Origin of the sequence: Pseudoalteromonas sp. T1lg65, assembly GCF_051930985.1 — a bacterium.
GTDB lineage: Bacteria > Pseudomonadota > Gammaproteobacteria > Enterobacterales > Alteromonadaceae > Pseudoalteromonas.
The window spans coordinates 3,032,412-3,054,032 of the sequence record NZ_CP196837.1 but is presented as its reverse complement, the minus strand read 5'-3'; the positions used below and the strand labels follow the sequence as shown (position 1 = coordinate 3,054,032).

19 protein-coding genes, 11 tRNA genes, 1 other RNA gene and 1 pseudogene are annotated in these 21,621 nt (G+C 43.5%); 12 read left to right on the top strand and 20 right to left on the bottom strand.

The genetic code is table 11. The annotated features are described in order from the left end of the window. Together ACSLBF_RS13525 and miaB are read right to left on the bottom strand one after the other, a co-directional pair. Nucleotides 1-1,041 carry a PhoH family protein gene (locus ACSLBF_RS13525; protein ID WP_440053884.1) on the bottom strand — a complete coding sequence of 347 codons (1,041 nt, stop codon included), beginning with the start codon at nucleotides 1,039-1,041 and terminating at the stop codon, nucleotides 1-3. A gap of 53 nt (nucleotides 1,042-1,094) precedes the next feature. Then, entirely contained in the window at nucleotides 1,095-2,528 is a 1,434-nt protein-coding gene (gene miaB, locus ACSLBF_RS13520) for a tRNA (N6-isopentenyl adenosine(37)-C2)-methylthiotransferase MiaB (protein ID WP_440053883.1), read from the bottom strand. A gap of 240 nt (nucleotides 2,529-2,768) precedes the next feature. Here miaB and ACSLBF_RS13515 point away from each other — a divergent pair, with 240 nt between their 5' ends. Continuing rightward, nucleotides 2,769-3,932 (top strand): FAD-dependent oxidoreductase, encoded by a 1,164-nt coding sequence (locus ACSLBF_RS13515; protein ID WP_440053882.1) that lies wholly within the window; start codon nucleotides 2,769-2,771, stop codon nucleotides 3,930-3,932. 114 nt (nucleotides 3,933-4,046) lie between these two features. On the opposite strand, the gene ACSLBF_RS13510 is transcribed toward ACSLBF_RS13515, so the two are convergent. The 17 genes from ACSLBF_RS13510 to lolB all read right to left on the bottom strand — a co-directional run bounded on the left by ACSLBF_RS13510 (nucleotide 4,047) and on the right by lolB (nucleotide 11,101). Beyond that, nucleotides 4,047-4,131, bottom strand: a tRNA-Leu gene (locus ACSLBF_RS13510). A gap of 120 nt (nucleotides 4,132-4,251) precedes the next feature. Then, a tRNA-Gln gene (locus tag ACSLBF_RS13505) sits at nucleotides 4,252-4,326 on the bottom strand. Nucleotides 4,327-4,481: 155 nt separating this feature from the next. Beyond that, nucleotides 4,482-4,566: transfer RNA gene (locus ACSLBF_RS13500), tRNA-Leu, on the bottom strand. A gap of 120 nt (nucleotides 4,567-4,686) precedes the next feature. Further along, a tRNA-Gln gene (locus ACSLBF_RS13495) sits at nucleotides 4,687-4,761 on the bottom strand. A gap of 158 nt (nucleotides 4,762-4,919) precedes the next feature. Further along, nucleotides 4,920-5,004 (bottom strand) — tRNA-Leu (locus ACSLBF_RS13490). Between the two features lie 119 nt (nucleotides 5,005-5,123). Next, nucleotides 5,124-5,198 (bottom strand) — tRNA-Gln (locus ACSLBF_RS13485). A gap of 39 nt (nucleotides 5,199-5,237) precedes the next feature. Beyond that, nucleotides 5,238-5,322: transfer RNA gene (locus tag ACSLBF_RS13480), tRNA-Leu, on the bottom strand. An 81-nt stretch (nucleotides 5,323-5,403) separates the two neighbouring features. Next, a tRNA-Met gene (locus ACSLBF_RS13475) sits at nucleotides 5,404-5,480 on the bottom strand. 1 nt (nucleotide 5,481) lies between these two features. Beyond that, a tRNA-Gln gene (locus ACSLBF_RS13470) sits at nucleotides 5,482-5,556 on the bottom strand. Between the two features lie 37 nt (nucleotides 5,557-5,593). Next, nucleotides 5,594-5,678: transfer RNA gene (locus tag ACSLBF_RS13465), tRNA-Leu, on the bottom strand. Nucleotides 5,679-5,796: 118 nt separating this feature from the next. Continuing rightward, nucleotides 5,797-5,873: transfer RNA gene (locus tag ACSLBF_RS13460), tRNA-Met, on the bottom strand. Between the two features lie 240 nt (nucleotides 5,874-6,113). Next, nucleotides 6,114-7,205: a redox-regulated ATPase YchF gene (gene ychF, locus ACSLBF_RS13455; RefSeq protein WP_440053881.1), complete on the bottom strand. Its 1,092-nt coding sequence runs from the start codon at nucleotides 7,203-7,205 to the stop codon at nucleotides 6,114-6,116. A gap of 56 nt (nucleotides 7,206-7,261) precedes the next feature. Beyond that, nucleotides 7,262-7,846 carry an aminoacyl-tRNA hydrolase gene (gene pth, locus ACSLBF_RS13450; RefSeq protein WP_440053880.1) on the bottom strand — a complete coding sequence of 195 codons (585 nt, stop codon included), beginning with the start codon at nucleotides 7,844-7,846 and terminating at the stop codon, nucleotides 7,262-7,264. 19 nt (nucleotides 7,847-7,865) lie between these two features. Continuing rightward, a complete protein-coding gene (locus tag ACSLBF_RS13445; RefSeq protein ID WP_440053879.1) occupies nucleotides 7,866-8,474 on the bottom strand; it encodes a 50S ribosomal protein L25/general stress protein Ctc in 609 nt (202 codons plus the stop codon). A gap of 160 nt (nucleotides 8,475-8,634) precedes the next feature. Further along, nucleotides 8,635-9,582, bottom strand: coding sequence for a ribose-phosphate pyrophosphokinase (locus ACSLBF_RS13440; protein ID WP_440053878.1), 948 nt, complete (start codon nucleotides 9,580-9,582; stop codon nucleotides 8,635-8,637). 91 nt (nucleotides 9,583-9,673) lie between these two features. Further along, nucleotides 9,674-10,519, bottom strand: coding sequence for a 4-(cytidine 5'-diphospho)-2-C-methyl-D-erythritol kinase (gene ispE, locus ACSLBF_RS13435; RefSeq protein WP_440053877.1), 846 nt, complete (start codon nucleotides 10,517-10,519; stop codon nucleotides 9,674-9,676). After that, nucleotides 10,520-11,101 carry a lipoprotein insertase outer membrane protein LolB gene (lolB, locus tag ACSLBF_RS13430; protein ID WP_440053876.1) on the bottom strand — a complete coding sequence of 194 codons (582 nt, stop codon included), beginning with the start codon at nucleotides 11,099-11,101 and terminating at the stop codon, nucleotides 10,520-10,522. A gap of 83 nt (nucleotides 11,102-11,184) precedes the next feature. Between lolB and hemA the strand changes: the two genes are divergently transcribed. From hemA to rlmM, 11 genes and pseudogenes are all read left to right on the top strand, one after another. Continuing rightward, nucleotides 11,185-12,441, top strand: a complete 1,257-nt coding sequence (gene hemA / locus ACSLBF_RS13425) for a glutamyl-tRNA reductase (protein ID WP_440053875.1) — start codon at nucleotides 11,185-11,187, stop codon at nucleotides 12,439-12,441. Between the two features lie 7 nt (nucleotides 12,442-12,448). Next, a complete protein-coding gene (gene prfA / locus ACSLBF_RS13420) occupies nucleotides 12,449-13,537 on the top strand; it encodes a peptide chain release factor 1 (protein WP_440053874.1) in 1,089 nt (362 codons plus the stop codon). Then, on the top strand, nucleotides 13,537-14,391 hold the full coding sequence (prmC, locus tag ACSLBF_RS13415; protein ID WP_440053873.1) for a peptide chain release factor N(5)-glutamine methyltransferase: 855 nt from the start codon (nucleotides 13,537-13,539) through the stop codon (nucleotides 14,389-14,391). The genes prfA and prmC overlap by 1 nt, the downstream gene beginning before the upstream one ends. Before the next feature lie 47 nt (nucleotides 14,392-14,438). Continuing rightward, nucleotides 14,439-15,980: a DUF3369 domain-containing protein gene (locus ACSLBF_RS13410; protein WP_440053872.1), complete on the top strand. Its 1,542-nt coding sequence runs from the start codon at nucleotides 14,439-14,441 to the stop codon at nucleotides 15,978-15,980. 9 nt (nucleotides 15,981-15,989) lie between these two features. Next, entirely contained in the window at nucleotides 15,990-16,364 is a 375-nt protein-coding gene (locus tag ACSLBF_RS13405; RefSeq protein ID WP_440053871.1) for a SirB2 family protein, read from the top strand. Between the two features lie 160 nt (nucleotides 16,365-16,524). Next, entirely contained in the window at nucleotides 16,525-17,340 is an 816-nt protein-coding gene (locus ACSLBF_RS13400) for a tetratricopeptide repeat protein (RefSeq protein ID WP_440053870.1), read from the top strand. 160 nt (nucleotides 17,341-17,500) lie between these two features. Then, the gene (gene kdsA, locus ACSLBF_RS13395) at nucleotides 17,501-18,355 is read left to right on the top strand and encodes a 3-deoxy-8-phosphooctulonate synthase (protein WP_440053869.1); all 855 of its coding nucleotides are present in this window, start codon (nucleotides 17,501-17,503) and stop codon (nucleotides 18,353-18,355) included. Nucleotides 18,356-18,399: 44 nt separating this feature from the next. Further along, nucleotides 18,400-19,305, top strand: a complete 906-nt coding sequence (locus tag ACSLBF_RS13390) for a transcriptional regulator GcvA (RefSeq protein WP_440053868.1) — start codon at nucleotides 18,400-18,402, stop codon at nucleotides 19,303-19,305. Continuing rightward, nucleotides 19,302-19,934: an alpha/beta family hydrolase gene (locus ACSLBF_RS13385; RefSeq protein WP_440053867.1), complete on the top strand. Its 633-nt coding sequence runs from the start codon at nucleotides 19,302-19,304 to the stop codon at nucleotides 19,932-19,934. Before ACSLBF_RS13390 ends, ACSLBF_RS13385 begins: the two co-directional genes overlap by 4 nt. Then, nucleotides 19,934-20,301 (top strand): annotated as a pseudogene (locus ACSLBF_RS13380) (DUF423 domain-containing protein). Before ACSLBF_RS13385 ends, ACSLBF_RS13380 begins: the two are co-directional and overlap by 1 nt. Before the next feature lie 21 nt (nucleotides 20,302-20,322). Beyond that, nucleotides 20,323-21,408 (top strand): 23S rRNA (cytidine(2498)-2'-O)-methyltransferase RlmM, encoded by a 1,086-nt coding sequence (rlmM, locus tag ACSLBF_RS13375; protein ID WP_440053866.1) that lies wholly within the window; start codon nucleotides 20,323-20,325, stop codon nucleotides 21,406-21,408. A gap of 26 nt (nucleotides 21,409-21,434) precedes the next feature. Here the strand turns inward: rlmM and ssrS are convergent. Next, a non-coding RNA gene (ssrS, locus tag ACSLBF_RS13370) (6S RNA) lies at nucleotides 21,435-21,617 on the bottom strand. Nucleotides 21,618-21,621 lie beyond the last annotated feature (4 nt).

The window sequence follows — 21,621 nt, the reverse complement described above, 5'->3', positions numbered from 1 at the left end:
TTATTCCTCGAAATTGTCTTTTTGCTGTCTGGCTTGTTGTTTTTTTGCCTTTTCAGCGCGTTCGATTTCCTCTTTTTTCTCATAAGCTTCCACAATTCTGGCCACAACAGGGTGCCTTACTACGTCATGTGACTTAAAGAAGTTAAAGGAAATTTCTTCTACATCGCTAAGTACTTCAATTGCATGCCTTAACCCTGAGCGAGCGCCGCGAGGTAAGTCTACCTGAGTGATATCACCGGTAATCACGGCTTTTGAATTAAACCCGATACGAGTTAGGAACATTTTCATTTGCTCAGTCGTAGTATTTTGACTTTCATCCAAAATAATAAAGGCATCGTTAAGCGTTCGACCACGCATATAAGCAAGAGGCGCTACCTCAATGACATTTTTTTCTATAAGGCGCTCTACTTTCTCAAAACCTAACATTTCGAATAAGGCGTCATACAGGGGACGTAAATAGGGGTCGATTTTTTGCGTTAAGTCACCAGGTAAGAACCCTAGCTTTTCGCCAGCTTCGACCGCTGGACGAGTTAACATGATACGTCTTACTTCTTGGCGTTCTAACGCATCGACAGCCGCAGCAACCGCAAGATAGGTTTTACCAGTACCAGCAGGACCAATACCAAAGGTGATATCGTGCGTTAGTACATTAGCGACATATTGGCTTTGATTAGGATTTCTTGGTTTGATAACGCCACGACGCGTTTTGATATAAACTTCTTTTTCCCATACATCCGGAGCGTCTTGATCCAAACAATTTGCTTCAGTAATGGCCAAATGAACCCTGTCTGGCTCGATTTCGGTAATTTGACCTTTTAGAGGTTGAGTATCCACATATAAAGATTTAAGAATATCGACAGCAGCACTTGCAGTGACGGGCTTTCCTGTCACTTTAAACCAGTTATCGCGGTGTGCAATTTCTACTCCTAAACGGCGTTCTATTTGTTTTAGGTTTTCATCGAACGGGCCACAGAGAGAAGATAGGCGATGGTTGTCGGCAGGTTCTAAGTAAATTTCTATATTTTTTAATTGGCTACTCAAAATTACTTCCTATAAAAAGTTACGCCAGCAAGTGCTGGCGTATCACTAACATACTATGGCGTAAAAGTACCTACACCTAACTCATTGAGCTCAGGTTCGCTAGGCGTTTTATTTAAAATGTCTGCAGGACTGACGTCTTTACGCAGGTTCATTTCTGCTTCAGTTCTAATCAACTCACCTCGAAGCGAATTTGGTAGTGCCTCGGTAATACGTACATCAACGAACTGACCGATCACCGAATGCGGACCTTCAAAGTTTACCACGCGGTTATTTTCGGTGCGGCCGCGTAGTTCCATTGGATTCTTTTTCGATGGACCTTCTACCAAAATACGTTGTTCAGTACCGTGCATTTTGCGGCTAATGTCTTGTGACATCTGATTGATACGGTTCTGTAAGATATACAAACGCTCTTTCTTTTCTTGCTCACTCACATCATCTGGCAAGTCAGCCGCTGGCGTCCCCGGACGTGCCGAATAAATAAAGCTGAAGCTCATATCAAAACCGATGTCGTTGATAAGATTCATCGTGGCTTCAAAATCAGCATTGGTTTCACCAGGGAAGCCAATGATAAAGTCAGAAGACATACTTAAATTTGGTCGGATCTTACGTAGTTTACGAATAGTCGACTTGTACTCAAGTGCTGTATGGCCACGTTTCATTAAGTTAAGAATACGGTCAGAGCCACTTTGTACTGGTAGATGAAGGTGATCAACTAGCTCAGGAACATCAGCATACGCTTCAATAATATCTGGCGTAAATTCAACTGGGTGCGACGTGGTATAACGAATACGATCAATACCGTCGATTGCTGCGACGTATCTCAGTAGATCAGAGAAGTAGCAGATTTCGCCATCGTGCATTTCCCCACGATATGCATTCACGTTTTGACCAAGTAGATTCACTTCGCGAACACCCTGCTCAGCGAGTTGTGCCACTTCCAAGATTACGTCATCTAAAGGACGACTGACTTCTTCACCGCGCGTATAAGGCACCACACAGAAGGTACAATATTTAGAACAACCTTCCATAATCGAAACAAAAGCGGTTGGACCTTCAGCTTTAGGCTCTGGCAGACGATCAAACTTTTCGATTTCTGGAAAAGAGATATCAATCACAGAACCTTCTTTATTCTGTACTTGTTTGATCATCTCTGGAAGACGATGCAATGTCTGAGGTCCAAAAACAATGTCAACAAAAGGCGCACGTTGGCGAATGGTGTCACCTTCTTGAGAAGCAACACAGCCGCCAACACCAATCACTAGATCTGGGTTAGAATCTTTCAACAGTTTCCAACGACCTAATTGATGGAATACCTTCTCTTGTGCTTTTTCGCGAATTGAACAAGTGTTGAGTAAGATCACATCGGCTTGCTCAGCTTCCTCGGTTAGCTGATAGCCGTTTGTTGAATCCAAAAGATCCGCCATTTTCTGGGAGTCATACTCATTCATCTGACAGCCCCAGGTTTTAATATGCAGTTTTTTACTCATCTAAATAATGCCTCGTTTACAACTCGGTTTTTAGCACAAGCTTGCTTGTGCAGGTGACGCTGCAATGTATATCATCAAGCTTAAAGGACGCGTATTTTATCTGACCTACCGTAACTAGCCAAGTATAGATTTTAACTTTCAAAAACTGGATCAACGGTGGGTGTAATATTGTAATTACAAGCAAACATATTAGATGATATGCGTTACAATGCTTGCAGGTAGAATTAGTAGGAATTCACAATGAAAAACAAGGCTCTGATTGTAGGTGGAGGAATGGTTGGGGCGGCTTGTGCAGTCAAGCTAGCCAAGCAAGGTTGCGAGGTTACTTTAATAGAAACGTCACCGATTGACGCTGAGCAGATTCTACAGAGCGAACAGGTCGATATTAGAGTCTCCGCTATCAATCGTTTTTCAGAGCTGTTACTTGAAGAGCTGGGGGCGATGTCATCACTGAAGTCGGCCAGAAACGCACAGTATAGGCAGCTAGAGGCCTATGAAGATAAGCCTGGGCAATTAATTTTTGATTGTGACGAGGTAAACAGTACACATTTGGGCCACATCATTGAAAACAATTTGATCCAAGCTGCTTTGTGGCGTCAATTTGCAGAGCTCAAAATTCAAGTGAAGTCACCGCAAGGGCAGCCAATAAGTTTGACTCAAGACGATGAAGGAGTGACGCTACTGTATCAACAGGATGAATTCAATGCTGACTTGCTGATTGCCGCTGATGGTGGGCGCTCGCAAATACGGCAACTTGCCAGGATAGGTGTCACGGGATGGCAATATGATCAACACTGCATGGGTATCCTGATTAAGCTAGATGCACCGCAACAGCATAAAACTTGGCAACAGTTCACTCCCAATGGCCCGATTGCATTTCTGCCAATGCAATATCCGTATGCAAACCTAATTTGGTACGATGAGGGAAGTAAATTAAAGCAGTTGAGTGGATTGAGCCACGCAACACTTAAACAGAAAATTATCGAAACATTTTTTGAGTTACCTGGAGATTTTGACGTTGAGCAGGTTGCTGTATTTCCACTTGCTAGACAACATGCCAACCAATATGTTGCTAATCGAGTGGTGCTGGTTGGAGATGCAGCACATACCATAAATCCACTGGCAGGGCAGGGCGTTAACCTGGGTTTTAAAGATGTTGCTGCATTATCTGATGTGCTAAACAATGCAGATGATATCGGTTCTCTCTCACTTCTAAGAAAGTACGAGAAAAAGCGCAGAACCGATAATTTGCTAATGATGAGTATGATGGATGCCTGTTACTTTGGCTTTTCTAACTCTGTAGGGCCTTTGAAAGCGTTGCGAAATATTGCGCTTAATGTGGCAAATAAGGCCGGACCTTTAAAAAGGGAAGTACTAAAGCATGCAATGGGTGGCATTAGTTAATGTCGCCAAACTTCTAGCGCGATGAGAAAAAAGGTATAAAAGAATTGAGAAAAAGATAACTTGGGTGGAAATGATTTAGATAAAGATTAGAAATATTGAATTTCAAAAACAACATGGTGCGGAAGGAGAGACTTGAACTCTCACATCCGAAGATACTGGAACCTAAATCCAGCGCGTCTACCAATTCCGCCACTCCCGCATTTTTTATAGGTAGTTTGGAACCTAAATCCAGCGTCTAAATTAAAGACTCTGCCAATTCCGAAACTTCCGCATAATTTAGATTGGAAAACCAATCAAGGTAGTAATCTCAGTGAAGAGATGGCTGGAGTACCAGGATTTGAACCTGGGAATGGCGGGATCAAAACCCGCTGCCTTACCGCTTGGCGATACTCCAGCAATATAGAGGTAAGTTCAAACTTTATATCGTATCAGTGTTTGAGCCTGATAAAACAATGAGATATCAAAACCACTCTCATCTAACTTACCGCTGGCGATACTCCAGCAAAATAGAGGTAAGTTCAAGCTATTTCAGTTCTGTCTTGAAGAACATGGTGCGGAAGGAGAGACTTGAACTCTCACATCCGAAGATACTGGAACCTAAATCCAGCGCGTCTACCAATTCCGCCACTCCCGCATTTTTTAGAGGTAGTTTGGAACCTAAATCCAGCGTCTAAATTAAAGACTCTGTCAATTCCGAAACTCCCGCATAATTTAGATTGGAAAACCAATCAAGGTAGTAATCTCAGTTAAGAGATGGCTGGAGTACCAGGATTTGAACCTGGGAATGGCGGGATCAAAACCCGCTGCCTTACCGCTTGGCGATACTCCAGCAATAGTTTCAAATCGTTTTTCTGGACCCAGGACTTGAATCTGGGGGGAATGAGTGAGGGATCAAAACCTCTCTCTGTTTGCCTTACCGCTTTCACTTCGTGACGAGGCGATACTCCAGCAATAATTTCAAATCGTTTTAGTTCTGATTCAAGAACGTGGTGCGGAAGGAGAGACTTGAACTCTCACATCCGAAGATACTGGAACCTAAATCCAGCGCGTCTACCAATTCCGCCACTCCCGCATTTTTAGAGGTAGTTTGGAACCTAAATCCAGCGTCTAAATTAAAGACTCTGCCAATTCCGAAACTCCCGCATAATTTAGACTGGAAAACCAATCAAGGTAGTAATCTCAGTTAAGAGATGGCTGGAGTACCAGGATTTGAACCTGGGAATGGCGGGATCAAAACCCGCTGCCTTACCGCTTGGCGATACTCCAGCAATAATTTCAAATCGTTTTAGTTCTGATTCAAGAACATGGTGCGGAAGGAGAGACTTGAACTCTCACATCCGAAGATACTGGAACCTAAATCCAGCGCGTCTACCAATTCCGCCACTCCCGCATTTTCGCACAAGTTGCTTGGAACCTAAATCCAGCGTCTTAAAATAAAGACTCTGCCAATCCCGTCACTTCTGCAAGAAAGTGGTGGCTATGCCCTGATTTGAACAGGGGACCCCATCATTATGAGTGATGTGCTCTAACCAGCTGAGCTACATAGCCATGGCTGGAGTACCAGGATTTGAACCTGGGAATGGCGGGATCAAAACCCGCTGCCTTACCGCTTGGCGATACTCCAACGAAACTCAAATCATTTTAGTTCCGATTTAAGAACATGGTGCGGAAGGAGAGACTTGAACTCTCACATCCGAAGATACTGGAACCTAAATCCAGCGCGTCTACCAATTCCGCCACTCCCGCATTTTTTTTGCACAAGTTGCTTGGAACCTAAATCCAGCGTCTTAGATAAAGACTCTAGCCAATTCCGCCACTCCCGCAGTTTTCGCATTATCAAATGAGATTGGTAGTAATTAAAGCATGGTGGCTATGCCCTGATTTGAACAGGGGACCCCATCATTATGAGTGATGTGCTCTAACCAGCTGAGCTACATAGCCACTTCTTTAATTTCTCATCATCTTTGATGCGGGGCGTATTATGCGTATATGCCCCAAAGCCGTCAACACCTTTTTTGCAAAAAATCCGCTAGCACAGTTTGTTTGCAGATAAATTAAGCGAAACGGTTGGAATTTATAACAAATAGCTAGTTAGTAATGCAAACTTTTGGCAGATAAAGTGGTGATAGGTGCTGATAAAGTAAAAAAGGGGGCGTCAGAAGCCCCCTCTTAAAAAGTTTATTAGACGTTGAACAGGAAGTTCATCACATCGCCATCTTTAACGATGTATTCTTTACCTTCTTGACGCATTTTACCGGCTTCTTTAGCACCTGACTCACCACGATATTCAACGTAATCATCAAATCCGATGGTCTGAGCACGAATAAAACCACGCTCAAAGTCTGTGTGAATTTTACCAGCCGCTTGTGGTGCCGTTGCACCAACTGGAATCGTCCAAGCGCGAACTTCCTTCACACCAGCTGTGAAGTAGGTTTGTAATTTCAGTAGTTCATAACCACCACGGATTACGCGGTTTAGACCAGGTTCATCTAAACCAAGATCGTCCATAAACTCTTTTTTGTCTTCTTCGTCTAGTTCTGAAAGCTCAGCTTCAATTGCTGCACATACGGGGATCACAACCGCATCTTCAGCTTCTGCAATTTCACGCACCTTATCTAAGTAAGGGTTATTTTCAAAACCATCTTCATTGACATTTGCAATATACATAGTTGGCTTGATTGTTAAGAAATTAAGGTAGCTGATGGCTGCCTTTTCTTCTTTATCAAGCTCTAAAGAACGCAGTGTTAGGCCTTCGTCTAAGTGTGCTTTTACTTTTTCAAGCACTACCAGCTCAAATTTAGCGTCTTTGTCGCCACCTTTAGCTTTTTTGGCGTTACGTTGTACAGCGCGATCAGCAGTGTCCATGTCTGCCAGTACTAGCTCTGTATTAATCACATCAATATCTTCAGCTGGATCGATTTGACCGGCAACGTGGACGATATTTTCGTTTTCAAAACAACGAACAACGTGACCAATAGCATCCGTTTCACGAATATTGGCTAGAAACTGGTTACCTAAACCTTCACCTTTGGAAGCGCCTTTAACCAGACCTGCAATATCAACAAACTCCATTGAGGTTGGAATGACACGTTGTGGATTGACGATTTCCGCCAATTGGTCAAGACGAGTGTCTGGTACAGGAACCACACCTGTATTTGGCTCAATAGTACAAAAAGGGAAGTTAGCGGCTTCAATGCCCGCCTTGGTCAACGCGTTAAATAACGTAGATTTACCAACGTTTGGTAAACCAACTATGCCACATTTAAAACCCATAATGTTTAATCCTAATCTAGTGCTCTAGTAACTTTGTCAATCGCAGCAGTGAACTGTTACGGCTTAAAAGAATTTAGTCTACTTTGTGCTTTTAACACACCGTCTTTTGCGAGTATTTCCATACATCTTACTGCTTCATCTACGGCAGCATCGATTTTATCTTGGTCGACTGCTGGTGCTTTTCCTAACACCCAACCTGTTACTTTGTCTTTATGACCAGGATGACCAATTCCAATTCTCAAGCGCATGAAATCTTTGTTATTTCCCATTTTTGCAATGATGTCTTTTAGACCGTTATGGCCACCATGACCACCGCCTTTTTTTAGCTTGGCGATGCCTGGTTCTAAGTCCATTTCATCGTGTGCGACGAGAATGCTTTCAACGGGAATTTTGAAAAAATTAGCAAGGCTAGATACTGACTTACCACTCAAATTCATGTAGGTGGTTGGAATAAGCAGCTTGAACTCTTGGTTATTGATCAACACTTTGCCTGAAAGGCCGTGGTGTTTAGCATCAGGTTTTAGGAGGCAGTTGTAGCGTCTGGCTAGTTCTTCAATAAACCATGCGCCAGCGTTATGACGAGTGTTTGCGTATTCGGGGCCTGGATTCGCCAGGCCCACCAGCATTTGAATATTATTCAAGGTGCTAACACCTTAATAATTACTCAGCCGCGTCTTCAGCAGACTCTTCAGCAGGAGCTGCTTTAGGAGCATTTACTGAAACAACTGCTTGGTCGTGGTCTGCGCCTTTTGCAAGTTCAACAGAAACAACACCAGCAGGAAGTTTAACGTCAGTTAAGTGAAGCGTTTCACCTGCAGCAACATTTGCTACGTCAACCTCGATGAACTCAGGAAGGTTCGCTGGAAGACAAGTGATTTCGATTTCAGTCATTTGGTGAACAATCGTGTTGCCGCCTTTAGCTGCTTTCTCTTCATTAATGAAGTGAACAGGAACTTTAGTGTGGATCTTCTGGCTAGCATCAACACGTTGGAAATCCAAGTGAGTGATCTTTGGCTTATATGGGTGACGCTGGATGTCTTTAAGAATAGCTTCAACTGCATCACCACCAACGTTTAGAGTTAGGATGTGAGTGTAAAAGCCTTCGTCTTCTTGAGCTTTGATTACTTTGTTGTGATCAAGCGTAAGAGCAACAGCTTCTTTACCAGCACCGTAAAGGATTGCAGGAACTTTGTCAGCACGACGTAGGCGGCGGCTCGCACCCGAACCTAGGTCAGAACGTAATTCAGCGTCTAGTTTGTAGTCAGACATGGATGTCTCCAAATAATTTAAGTTAATATGCAGAATGCTCGCGACCAAGCACTCTGTCCAAAAAAGGCGCGCCAATATAACACTAACTCACCACTTAGGAAACTATAAAAACAAAAAAAGCATCCGGGGATGCTTTTTGATAGACATAGGTATTGTCTAATTAGTGTTGAAACATCGCCGAGATCGATTCTTCGTTGCTAATACGGCGGATGGTTTCAGCCATCATATCTGCAAGCGTGAGTACCTTGATGTTATCAAGCGCTTTTAATTCGTCAGAAAGCGGAATTGAGTCGGTTACAACCACCTCGTCAATTACTGAGTTACGTAAGTTTTCAGCAGCATTACCCGAAAGCACTGGGTGAGTCGCATAAGCAAATACACGTTTCGCACCATGTTCTTTCAGTGCGGCCGCAGCTTTACATAATGTACCACCGGTGTCGATCATATCGTCAACGATAATACAGTCACGACCAGCCACATCACCGATAATATGCATCACCTGTGATACGTTAGCTTGCGGACGGCGTTTGTCGATAATTGCTAAGTCCTTGTCATCAAGTAGTTTTGCAATTGCGCGAGCACGTACAACACCACCGATATCAGGAGAAACTACAACAACATCTTCAAACTTACGTTCTTTCATGTCTTCGATAAGTACTGGACTACCAAATACGTTATCGACTGGCACGTCGAAGAAACCTTGGATTTGCTCTGCGTGAAGGTCAACGGTAAGAACACGGTCAACACCGACACTAGATAAGAAATCAGCGACAACTTTCGCAGTGATTGGTACACGAGCCGAGCGCACTCGACGGTCTTGGCGTGCATAGCCAAAATATGGAATTACTGCCGTAATACGGCCAGCTGACGCACGACGTAGCGCATCAACCATGACGATAAGCTCCATTAGGTTATCGTTAGTTGGGGCACAAGTTGATTGGATGATAAAAACATCTGAACCACGAACATTCTCGTTGATCTGAACGCTAATTTCACCGTCACTAAAACGGCCAACAACGGCATCACCTAACTCAATAAATAAACGTTTTGCAACTTTTTGAGCTAACTCAGGTGTTGCGTTACCAGCGAAGAGCTTCATGTCGGGCACGGTAGGGTTCCTCAGGCACTGAATTTTTGGACTAACATGCAATGACCACGAAATGACAGAGTCAAAACAAGCTAACTTAAACAATATACTTCTACATTTGCCAAGTGTTTAGTTGTTGGTGACAAACTGAAACACTTGTATTTCGGGCAACAAAACCCTGCCAAGATGATGGGAGTTTTTCGAGCACACGCAGCGCTGCCTCGCGATTTTCAAATTCCGCGAAACAACAAGCTCCAGTACCAGTCATCTTGGATGGTGCATATTTTAGCAACCAGCTGAGGGTATTTTCAACCTCGGGGTAAAGCTTTTTGACAAGAGTTTGACAGTCGTTGCGTGTATTTTTGAGTTGCCAGCCCGATTCAAGCTTGGCGGTATCGCGTGGTAAATCGGGATGAGTGAAAATTGCAGCTGTACTAACATGGACGTTTGGTGCGACCACAAGATACCATTTTTGGGCAATCTCAATGGGAGTCAAATGTTCACCAACACCCTGTGCAAGCGCGGTTTTCCCCTCAATAAACACCGGCACATCTGCACCGAGAGAAAGCCCAAGTGTTGCTAATTCTTGAATAGTCAGATTGCATTGCCATAGCTTATTGAGTGCCAATAAGGTGGTTGCTGCATCGGATGAACCACCTCCCACACCGCCACCCATAGGAAGATTTTTTTTGATATGAATAATGACACCATGTGCGCTTTTTTTGTGAGGAGTGAGCAGTTTTGCTGCGCGATAAATCAAATTATCCTCAGTAGGAATGTTCGCGGTATCTCCACAGAGCGTAATTTCTTGCTCGGTTGTTAGCTCAAAACTCAGTTCATCGCCGAAGTCGAGCAGTGTAAATAAAGTTTCTAGTTCATGGTAACCATCTGATCGACGACCATTGATATGCAAAAACAAGTTTAATTTTGCTGGCGCGGTAAGCGTGAGTTTGTTCATTTAAAACTGCCAATTTGAGATCTGAACTTTGACTTCAATGTCAGCGGACTGCAACTTCATCCGAGACGGCAACCACATACCATCTTGTTGCGAAAATCGTTGGTATTGGATTTGCCACAAGCGACCTGATGGACTTTGCCATTCGCTCGACACGAGTCTACCTAAGTCGTCATAAACGTCACTGTCATTTGAAATAGTAGCAGTTAACCAAAGTGGTGCCTGCTCTACAGGCAATGATAAGCCAGTAAGACGTTTAATCAGGTCACTGCTATCTTTACCGGTATGACTTTTTTCTTCTACGGTGAGCGTCGAATGTCGTTCAAATTCTTCGAGTTCAAATACTCGAGTGCCAATAAAGCTGGTAAGAATAAGATGTTGCTTGTTATCGGCTAAATCCCAGTTAAAGTTTGCAGATTGTCGGTTGTCAGGGGCGATAAAAGCCAATTTACCACGAGCCTGCCAATGACGTTTTTGTTGTAGCGCTGTTTTCCAGTTTTGTTCTAGTTTTGGTTCCGGTAAACGTTGAGCACAACCAGCTAAAAATAATAAAAACATGAGTAAAATCAAATGAAGTTGTTTCAATGGCTTTTCCTTCCTTTCCATATTCGATTGATTTTTGGTAAAATTGTCAGCTTTCAAGCATGGCTTAAGCAACACTGGCATCTATGACCATCATCGCACTTGGTATTAATCACAAAACGGCATCTGTTGAGTTGCGCGAAAAAGTTGCGTTTTCTCCAGAACAGCTTACGGAGGCATTGCATCAACTCCACTGCTCTGGGCAGTTCAAAGAGTCGGTGATAGTGTCTACCTGCAATCGTACCGAGCTCTATTGTATCCTTGAGTCTTCAGATCCCCAAGTGTTACTCCAGTGGTTGGCACAATTCCATGACATCGATCAGCATCAGTTAGCAGACAACGTTTACGTGCACCTTAATCAAGATGCGGTAAATCACTTGATGCGAGTTGCCTGTGGCCTTGATTCATTAGTATTGGGTGAGCCGCAAATATTGGGGCAAATAAAACAGGCCTATAGCACTGCAAAACAACATCAAGGGGTGAAGCCTACTTTTGAGCGTTTGTTTCAACATACCTTTTCAGTGGCAAAGCAAGTACGTACAGAAACCGATATTGGTGCAAGTGCGGTCTCAGTCGCTTACGCAGCGGTGAATCTCGCCAAACATATTTATGGTCAATTGGATAAAACGCGCGTGTTGCTGGTTGGCGCAGGAGAAACCATAGAATTAGTCGCCAGACATATGTATCAGCACCAACCGAAATCCATCACCGTTGCAAATCGTACGATAGAGAGAGCAAAGAGCCTAGCTGAAGAAGTCAATGGTGAGGTGATTTCGCTAGCACAATTGCCAGATACTCTGCCTGAGGCTGACATCGTGATCAGCTCAACGGCAAGCACTTTACCCATCATAGGTAAGGGAGTTGTGGAACAGGCGCTGAAGAAACGTCGTCACAAGCCAATGCTGTTTATTGATATTGCCGTACCTAGGGACATTGAAAGTCAGGTGTCAGAGTTAGATGCCGCCTACCTTTACTCGGTCGATGATTTGCAAGCCATTGTCAACGAAAATATGGCAAGCCGCGAACAGGCAGCCAAGCAAGCGCAAACGATTATCGATGAAAAAACCAAAGAATTTGCACTTTGGCAGCGCTCGCTAGAATCGGTTGATGTGATCAAGCAGTATCGCGAGTCAGCACAAGAAATAAAAAATGAACTCGTAGATAAGGCATTAAATCAGCTACAATCGGGCAAAGACGCTGAAAAAGTCATAACAGAATTAGCAAATAAGCTGAGTAATCGCTTAACTCATGCTCCAACGCGGGCAATCCAACAAGCTGCGCGAGAAGGCGACACAGATAAGTTAGTGCAACTCAAGCAAACATTAGGTATTGAGCAGGAATAGTATTTAGATGAAAGAGTCGGTTTATCGTAAGTTAGAAACTTTGGTTGAGCGCTATGAAGAAGTGCAAGCCATGCTGAGCGACCCAGAAGTTATAGGTGATCAGAATCGCTTTCGTGCGTTGTCCAAAGAGTTTTCTGAACTTGAAGATGTGGTAAAGGCATTCACTGCGTATCAACAAGCACAAGAAGATGTAGCCACCGCAGAGGAAATGTTGAAAGACTCAGATCCTGATATGCGTGAAATGGCGCAGGAAGAATATAAAGAAGCGAAGGCGACAATCACGGCACTAGAAGATGATTTGCAAGTGTTGATGTTGCCAAAAGATCCTAAAGACAACAACAACGTGTTTCTGGAAGTAAGAGCAGGAACCGGAGGGGACGAAGCAGCAATTTTCGCAGGTGACTTGTTCCGCATGTACAGTCGCTATGCTGAAACTCAGAAATGGCGTGTGGAAGTCGTTAGTGCCAACGAAGGTGAGCACGGTGGCTATAAAGAAGTTATCGCTAACATAAGCGGTGACGGTGTCTACGGGAAGCTGAAATTTGAGTCAGGTGCGCATCGCGTGCAACGAGTACCAGAGACTGAATCGCAAGGGCGTGTTCATACTTCTGCATGTACTGTCGCTGTGATGGCAGAGATCCCAGAAGCAGAAGCGGTAGCCATTAATCCTGCCGATCTAAAAATCGACACCTTTAGAGCCTCTGGTGCGGGTGGTCAGCACGTGAACAAAACCGACTCCGCAATTCGTATTACGCACCTTCCAACAGGCGTTGTGGTTGAATGTCAGGATGAGCGCTCGCAGCATAAAAATAAAGCCAAAGCCTTATCTGTACTTGGTGCACGCTTACAACAAGCTGAAGATGAAAAGCGTGCGGCAGCAGAAGCCTCGGAGCGTCGAAACTTGGTGGGCAGTGGTGACCGCTCCGAACGTATTCGTACCTATAACTATCCGCAGGGGCGTATTACCGATCACCGAATTAACCTGACTCTATATCGCTTAAACGAAGTGATGGCAGGTGAACTAGGCGCAGTGATTGATCCACTTGTGATTGAATACCAAGCTGACTTACTCGCTGCGATGAGTGAAGACGAGTAATGTCATTATTATCCATTGCCCAAGCAATCGCTTGGGCAACCTCTCAGTTGGTTGATAGCTCAGAGTCAGCCAAACTTGATGCAGAAGTGCTCTTACTGCATGTTATCAACAAAAACAGAACCTATCTTTTTACTTGGCCTGAAGCTGAGTTGACCCCTGAACAGCAAGCACAGTTTAAAGCCCTTGTTTTACGCCGCGAGCATGGCGAACCGGTGGCACATATAACAGGAACTCGTGAATTTTGGAGTCTACCGCTACAAATAAATAACAGCACCTTAATCCCAAGACCAGATACAGAAACATTAGTAGAGCAAGCACTTTCACTTGGATTGCCCGATGACGCTAGAGTACTAGACTTAGGCACGGGGACTGGTGCCATAGCACTGGCATTGGCAAGCGAAAAGCCAAACTGGCAGATCATCGCTGTCGATGCTTCGAAAGATGCGGTGGCACTGGCGAAGGCTAATCAGCAGCGTTTAGGATTTAATAATGTAACGGTTGAACACAGTAATTGGTTTAGTGCGATTAACAATCAAAAATTTGACCTTATCGTCAGTAATCCACCGTATATTGATGAGCTAGATCATCATTTATCGCAAGGTGATGTGCGCTTTGAGCCGCTCAGTGCGTTGGTAGCACCTGATAACGGTTATGCAGATATTTATCATATCATCACTTATGGGCGACAGTTTTTACACGTAGACGGCTATATGATGCTAGAACATGGATATCAGCAAGCATCGAAAATCCAACAGTTTTTTGCACAAATGGCGTATAACAATATACTTACAGTTAGAGATATGGCAGGGTGTGATAGAGTGACCATGGCGCAGTTTTCATCAAAGACGTCATAAAAATACTTAAAATCCCTTTGTTTTAGCGCTTCTATAGGATCCGTAAGATGGATGATTTTTTGTTTTCAGATGAACCAGCTGAAGTAACCGTGCCTGAGAAAAGCGGTACTTGGAAGATTGTGATTGTTGATGATGAACCAGAGGTCCATGCCGTAACCAAGTTGGCGCTGAGTGACTTCGAGTTTCAAAACAAACGGTTAGAATTTCTTAGTGCATATTCAGGTGAAGAAGCGAAAAAACTGATTGAAGCACATCCAGACGCTGCTGTTGTGCTTCTTGATGTTGTGATGGAGACCGACGATGCCGGTTTGCAAGTTGCAAAATATATCAGAGAGACAGCTAAAAATAATCACATTCGCATTATTTTAAGAACAGGACAACCGGGCCAAGCGCCAGAGCGTCAAGTTATCGTGAATTACGATATCAACGACTATAAGTCGAAAACCGAGCTGACGGCGCAAAAGTTATTTACCGTGGTGATGTCTAGCTTGCGTTCTTATCGAGATATTTTGGCAATTGAGCAGTCGCGCCAAGGGTTAGAAAAAATCATCAAAGCCTCTCGTGATATTTTTGCAACGCACTCTATTGAAAGTTTTATCGAAGGTGTACTACAGCAGTTAACTTCATTACTTGGTACGGTAGATGAAGCGATGTACGCCACTTCACTGGCTGCAGGAAAAGAAAGCAATAGGGCGGAAGATCAATTAGTGGTTTTTGCTGGCCGGGGCGAGTTTGAAAGTAGCGAAGGCAAGCCTATTTCAGAGGTGTTAAGTAAAGAGCAGATGGAAGCCTGTCAACGAGCACTAAAAGACAAGGATATTGTTTACAAAGACAATTATCTGTTTGCTTACTGCTCTAGTGATTACAACCATGCTTCTATGCTGTTTGTTTCAGGTATTCCTGAATTTTTAACTGAAACACAGCGCCACTTGATTGATATTTTTGCGCAAAATATGCAAATTGCGTATGAAAATGTGCAGCTGCAAGCAGAAATAGAAGATACTCAGCAAGAGTTGGTCATCCGTTTGAGTGAAGCGTTAGAGCTGCATTCGACAGACACTGGTAATCATGTCAAACGAGTAGCCATGCTTTGTTATGCGCTAGCCAGAGGCTATGGCTTATCCGAACATGAAGCTGAGCTAGTGAGAATGGCTTCACCATTACATGATGTTGGAAAAGTCGGTATTCCCGATGCAATTTTAAATAAGCCCTCGAAACTTGATGCTGATGAATGGCAAGTGATGAAGACCCACACTGATAAGGGCTACGCTTTGCTAAAAGACTCCAAGCGAGACATTGTGAATGCAGGCGCGATTATTGCCAAAGAACATCATGAAAAGTGGGATGGTACGGGTTATCCAGAAGGCAAAAAAGGTGAAGATATTCACATTTATGGTCGTATCGTTGCACTCGCGGATGTGTATGATGCGTTGCGCCATCAGCGTTGTTACAAAGAAGCTTGGGATAAGGAAAAAGTAGTTGCGGAGATCACAGCTCAAAAGGGTAAACATTTTGATCCCAAGTTGGTTGACGTTTTCATTACGCATATAGAAGAATTAGAAGAAATTTTATCTCGTTACCCCGATTAAGGATTGGTTATGGACTATATGGCGTTAAAGCATACGCATATGTTATTTGTGGTGCTGAGCATTGTGCTTTTTTATACTCGGGCACTATCTCGTTTGGCTTCAGGTAAGCTAGCTGCTAACAAAGGTGTCTTTATTGCCAGCCACAGTGTCGATACTCTATTGCTTGTTTCTGCAATTTGGCTTGCTGTGGTTGCTGGTTTAAACCCGACCGCTCAACCTTGGCTAATGGAAAAAATACTGCTTGTGATTGTCTATATCGGCTTGGGGTTTGTGATAGCAAAATCTGCCGCTAAAATGGCAAAAGTCGCAGCGTTGTTAGCAGCGACGGCAACATTGATGGCGATCAGCTATCTGGTTCAAAACAAAGTCGCGTTTTTACTGTAGCTACTTGAAGTTTAAGTCGAAACTTTAGATAGACAGGGATGGCTGGGTTTGTATATTGCGACTGTGTTGTTATCAATTGCAAACGCCCTCTTGGGAATACAGCAAAAAATGGTAAACTAGTCGTTCTAGGTTGAATAAACAAAGAGAAATATTGGAAGCTATGAGTGATATCTGGTTAGATGAGCAAGGCAAGTCTCATGATGGCTGTACAGATGTATATGCGTATCCACCTCTGATCCGTTGTATTAAGGCGGAGCAAAGTTGGGACGCGCAAGCGGATATCAATCATACTCTCTGTCTACTGGCTGAGTTAGAACTCGAAGTAGATAAAATAAGCCGCGAACAAAAAGACCCACACAAGCGTCTTAATGACATTCTTGATGCATTTTACACGCAATGGCTGTTCAGTGGCACTGAGCAAAATGTACCCGAATACAAATTAAATAGCGTGTGCTATGTGCTGGCAATGCGCAGTGGTACTAATACGGCGCTATCTCTCATTTTAACTCACTTACTTGAGCGGGCTGGTCTTAATGCAAGTCTTGCACTTAATCAAGGCGAAGTGATGATCCATGTCTCCTGTAGCGAATACGAAGGTTACGTTGTTGAACCTCACTCGGGCTTTCAAAGCTGGTATGTAATACCCGAAAATGATGAGGAAAAAGAGCAAGAACCCATGGAACTTATCTTCAACGAAGAATCAGTGAAACTCTATTTATCGCAGCAGAAATGGTCGTTTATTGCGGCCGAAAAATTTGGTCATGCGCTGAGCTGTGTTGAACTGCTGATTGATATTCTGGGTGATGATCCGTACGAACGTAGAGACCGTGGCTACCTGCTTAATCAACTGAATTGTCCTAAGATGGCAAAAGATGATTTGCAATACTTCATTGATGAGTGCCCAGATGATCCAACGATTGAGATTATTCAGCATCAAATCAAAGAACTAGCAGATTACAACAACATACTGCATTAAGAGTTATTCCGGTATTACGGTTTACGATAAACGAGCTGGTCATCGTAGTTCATTATGGCTGAGCTCGTAACACATTTTCTTTGTATCAAGGCCAAGGAGCGAAGTCTTTGCACTTTGATACCTCTAAGTAGTCTTGGAAAGTAAATAATTAGGAAGATAAATGAATACTGATATCATCAATATCTCTGGGATCGAAGTTGCAAATGATAAACCGTTTGTATTATTTGGCGGTATGAACGTACTCGAATCAAGAGATCTCGCCATGTCTATTGCTGAGCATTATGTGGAAGTCACCAATAAGCTCGGTATCCCATACGTATTTAAAGCTTCTTTTGACAAGGCTAATCGTTCATCTATCAACTCGTATCGCGGGCCGGGTATGGATGAAGGATTGAAAATTTTTGAAGAAATCAAAAACACTTTCAATGTGCCTGTTATTACCGATGTGCATGAACCATATCAGGCTCAGCCTGTTGCTGAAGTTGCCGATGTTATTCAGCTTCCGGCTTTCTTAGCTAGACAGACTGATTTAGTTGTTGCAATGGCGAAAACAGGGGCGGTTATTAATGTCAAAAAGCCTCAATTTTTAGCACCTCATGAAATGCGCCATATTATTACCAAATTAGGTGAGGCGGGTAATGATAAAGTTATTTTGTGTGAGCGAGGAAGTTGTTTTGGTTATAACAATTTAATCGTAGACATGTTAGGCATGGATGACATGAAGCGTATGGCGCCGGTAATTTTTGACGCGACGCATGCACTGCAACGTCCAGGTGGGCGTAGCGATTCAGCTGACGGGCGTCGTGCGCAAGCTGCAGAATTAGCAAGAAGCGGTATGGCACTGGGCATCGCGGGGTTATTTATTGAAGCACATCCAAACCCTAATGAAGCCAAATGTGACGGGCCATGTGCATTACCACTGGGCAAGCTTGAAGGCTATCTCAGTCAAATGAAAGCTGTCGACGATCTTGTTAAGAGTTTTGCTCCACTTGACACCAGTGCTGCTGATTTGTAATTACCAAAGCTCGTGTTGTGCGAGCTTTTTAAAGGCGTGTATACATGTCGCGTAGATTCCCACCTCTTAATGCACTAAAAGCGTTTGAAGCAGCAGCTAGGCACTTGAGTTTTACCAAAGCTGCGGAAGAACTTTATGTTACGCAAGCGGCAGTTAGCCACCAAATCAAGATATTAGAAGAGCATTTAGGTTTAAAGCTGTTTTTAAGAAAAAATAGAGCCTTGTTACTAACCGAAGAAGGACAAGGCTATTACCTCGATATTAAAGATATCTTTACGCAGCTAGTGGATGCGACGGAAAAGCTTTTAGCCAGAGGGGCGAAAGGCTCTTTAACGGTGAGCCTGACCCCGAGTTTTGCTATTCAGTGGCTTGTTCCCCGGTTGAGTAAGTTTAATGAACGCCATCCGGAAATCGATGTGCGGATCAAAGCTCAAGACCAAGATGATAATTCTCTGACTGATGATGTGGACGTGGCGATTTACTATGGCAGAGGAAATTGGAACAGCGTGCAGATGCATAAACTACATACTGAGTATTTAGTTCCTCTATGTAGCCCTTTTTTACTTACCGGTCCAAAACCGTTAAACCAACCGAATGATTTGGCGCAACACACATTGCTTCATGATACGACCCGACGTGCTTGGAAGGCATGGATGAAAACAGCCGGAGTAAGAAATGTATCAGCAGATGCAGGGCCTATTTTTAGCCATTCCTCTATGGTGTTACAAGCTGCGATCCACGGTCAGGGAGTTGCATTGGGCAATAGTGTGTTAGCGAAACCCGACATAGATGCTGGACGTTTGGTTATTCCGTTTAGTCATCATCTTGAAAGTAAAAACGCCTATTACTTAGTCTTTAGAGAAGCGCAATCGGAGCTCGGTAAAATCGTCTCCTTCAAAGAGTGGATGCTAGATATGGTTGAACACGAACAAGAGCAAAATAGTTTATGAGCACAGTAGATATTCAATGGCATCATGCCGAGAACCCAATTGCACAACTTATTTTTGCTCATGGTGCGGGCGCTGGTCGTGACAGTGATTTTATGCAACAAATGGCTCAGTTATTGGCTTTAGAAGGCATTAGTGTAGGTCTATTTGATTTTGAGTATATGCAGCTTGCCAAGGTACAAGGAAAAAAGCGTCCACCAGATAGAGCGCCAAAACTGTTAGAGTATTTCAATCACGTTCTGTCAAACAGCAACACTGAACTACCTTTGTTTATCGGTGGAAAATCAATGGGAGGCCGAATGGCTTCGATGCTTGCTTGTGAAAGCGAGCTTGCACTCAAAGGTGTATTGGTTTTTGGTTATCCTTTCCATCCACCGGGTAAACCCGAAAAGCTAAGAACTGATCATTTTACAAAGTTATCTTGTCCTTTGTTAATTTTACAAGGAGAGCGTGACACGTTTGGCAATCGCACCGAAGTGGATGCTATGGAACTGCCATCTCAAGTCGAAGTCAAGTGGTCGCGCGACGGTGACCACTCGTTAAAACCACGTAAAGTAAGCGGGATCAGCGAAACAGAAAGTCGTGGCTTTGCGGCTAAAATGGCGGCAGCATTTATACGAGGATTGGTGTAATGGCAAAGCTGTATTTAGCCGTAGGGAGTTTGTTTTGTTTATTGTCTGTGGCTTTTGGGGCGTTTGCTGCACATGGCTTAAAGGGCGATTAAGCGACTATGCAATAGGGATATTTAATACCGCAGCGCAATATCAAATGACCCATGGTTTAGCCATTATTGCGGTCGCATTTATGCTTAAATGGGGTCTGAAAGTACAAGCTGCAGGCGGGTTGTTTATCGCTGGAGTGATATTGTTTAGCGGCAGTTTATACTTACTCGCCATTACTGGCACGAAATGGTTAGGTGCTATTACGCCCGTCGGTGGTATTTGTTTTTTGTTGGCTTGGTCACTCGTTGTTTTCCAAGCCTGTAAATCTTCTTTTTAATCAAGTCTTACTGAGTACATCATGTCTAGTATTGTTATCTATTGTCGTAGTGGTTTTGAGTCTGACGCTGCTGCCGAAATTAATCACTATGCCGCCAAATACGGTATCGCAGGGTACGTAAAAGCGAAACCAAGCACCGCTTTTGTGACATTTGAGTGCTTCACACCTAGCGATGCAGAAGTTTTGATGAAGAAAATTGACTTTAAAAAGCTAGTTTTTGCAAGACAGTGGTTCGTTGGTCGTCAATTAATTAATATGCCCATCGAAGACAGAGTAAGTGTGATAAAAGAAGCCGTTGTTGATTTTCCCTTGTGTGGTGATTTAAGAGTGGAAACACCCGATACCAATGAAGGAAAAGAGCTCTCTAAATTTTGCAAAAAGTTTTCAACCCCATTATCAAAAGCCTTAGAAAAGCAAAACAAGCTAACTCGTGAACATAAACCCACAAAGCCGGTATTGCACGTACTGTTTCTCGCCAATAATACGGCGTACGTGGGGTACTCATTTAGTGACAACAACTCGCCATTTTTTATGGGGATCCCCCGATTAAAAATGCCATCAGATGCACCTAGTCGTTCAACATTAAAATTGGATGAAGCATTTCATGTTTTTATTCCAAAAGATCAACAAGAAGTGCGTGTTCAATCAGGTATGCGAGCGGTGGATTTAGGAGCTTGCCCTGGAGGTTGGACTTATCAGCTAGTACGCCGAGGTATGTTCGTATCGGCAGTGGATAATGGGCCGATGAATGATGATTTAATGGAATCCGGTCAGGTCAAACATTTTCGTGAAGATGGTTTTAAATATCGCCCAGAAAAGCGCAATATCACTTGGCTTGTTTGTGACATGGTAGAAAAACCAAATCGCGTAGCGGATTTGATGGTTGATTGGATAGTTAATGCTTACGCCAAAGAGTTGATCTTTAATCTGAAGTTACCGATGAAAAAACGTTTTGATAGCGTGTATGAATGTTTGGCCTTGATCCACGAAGAGCTACAAAAATACAGCGTTGATTACGAAATACAGGCTAAGCATTTGTATCACGATAGAGAAGAAGTCACTGTACATATTAACGTGCTAAAAGTACCGCAAAGTCTGTATAGCTGATAACAAAGGAAAGTTGGCTGATAAAGGTGTTCCCCAGCTTCGCGGATACCGATGTCAGCCCTTGAACCCTGAGGTTCAAGGCGGAGAGCAACAGCCTACCGTAGGCTTCTCGGTACTTGCCGAGCATGCTCAGTAGTAAGCAAACTGCAATCCTAAAAGAAGTTTATCGGCTCAGGGACTTAATCAGCTGTCCAACGAGCTAGGGAACACCTA

Coding starts and splice junctions, on each gene's coding strand:
- miaB (WP_440053883.1), bottom strand. CDS start 2,528: ATGAGTAAAAAACTGCATATTAAAACCTGGGGCTGTCAGATGAATGAG.
- ACSLBF_RS13515 (WP_440053882.1), top strand. CDS start 2,769: ATGAAAAACAAGGCTCTGATTGTAGGTGGAGGAATGGTTGGGGCGGCT.
- ychF (WP_440053881.1), bottom strand. CDS start 7,205: ATGGGTTTTAAATGTGGCATAGTTGGTTTACCAAACGTTGGTAAATCT.
- ACSLBF_RS13445 (WP_440053879.1), bottom strand. CDS start 8,474: ATGTCTGACTACAAACTAGACGCTGAATTACGTTCTGACCTAGGTTCG.
- ispE (WP_440053877.1), bottom strand. CDS start 10,519: ATGAACAAACTCACGCTTACCGCGCCAGCAAAATTAAACTTGTTTTTG.
- hemA (WP_440053875.1), top strand. CDS start 11,185: ATGACCATCATCGCACTTGGTATTAATCACAAAACGGCATCTGTTGAG.
- prfA (WP_440053874.1), top strand. CDS start 12,449: ATGAAAGAGTCGGTTTATCGTAAGTTAGAAACTTTGGTTGAGCGCTAT.
- prmC (WP_440053873.1), top strand. CDS start 13,537: ATGTCATTATTATCCATTGCCCAAGCAATCGCTTGGGCAACCTCTCAG.
- ACSLBF_RS13410 (WP_440053872.1), top strand. CDS start 14,439: ATGGATGATTTTTTGTTTTCAGATGAACCAGCTGAAGTAACCGTGCCT.
- ACSLBF_RS13405 (WP_440053871.1), top strand. CDS start 15,990: ATGGACTATATGGCGTTAAAGCATACGCATATGTTATTTGTGGTGCTG.
- ACSLBF_RS13400 (WP_440053870.1), top strand. CDS start 16,525: ATGAGTGATATCTGGTTAGATGAGCAAGGCAAGTCTCATGATGGCTGT.
- kdsA (WP_440053869.1), top strand. CDS start 17,501: ATGAATACTGATATCATCAATATCTCTGGGATCGAAGTTGCAAATGAT.
- ACSLBF_RS13390 (WP_440053868.1), top strand. CDS start 18,400: ATGTCGCGTAGATTCCCACCTCTTAATGCACTAAAAGCGTTTGAAGCA.
- ACSLBF_RS13385 (WP_440053867.1), top strand. CDS start 19,302: ATGAGCACAGTAGATATTCAATGGCATCATGCCGAGAACCCAATTGCA.
- rlmM (WP_440053866.1), top strand. CDS start 20,323: ATGTCTAGTATTGTTATCTATTGTCGTAGTGGTTTTGAGTCTGACGCT.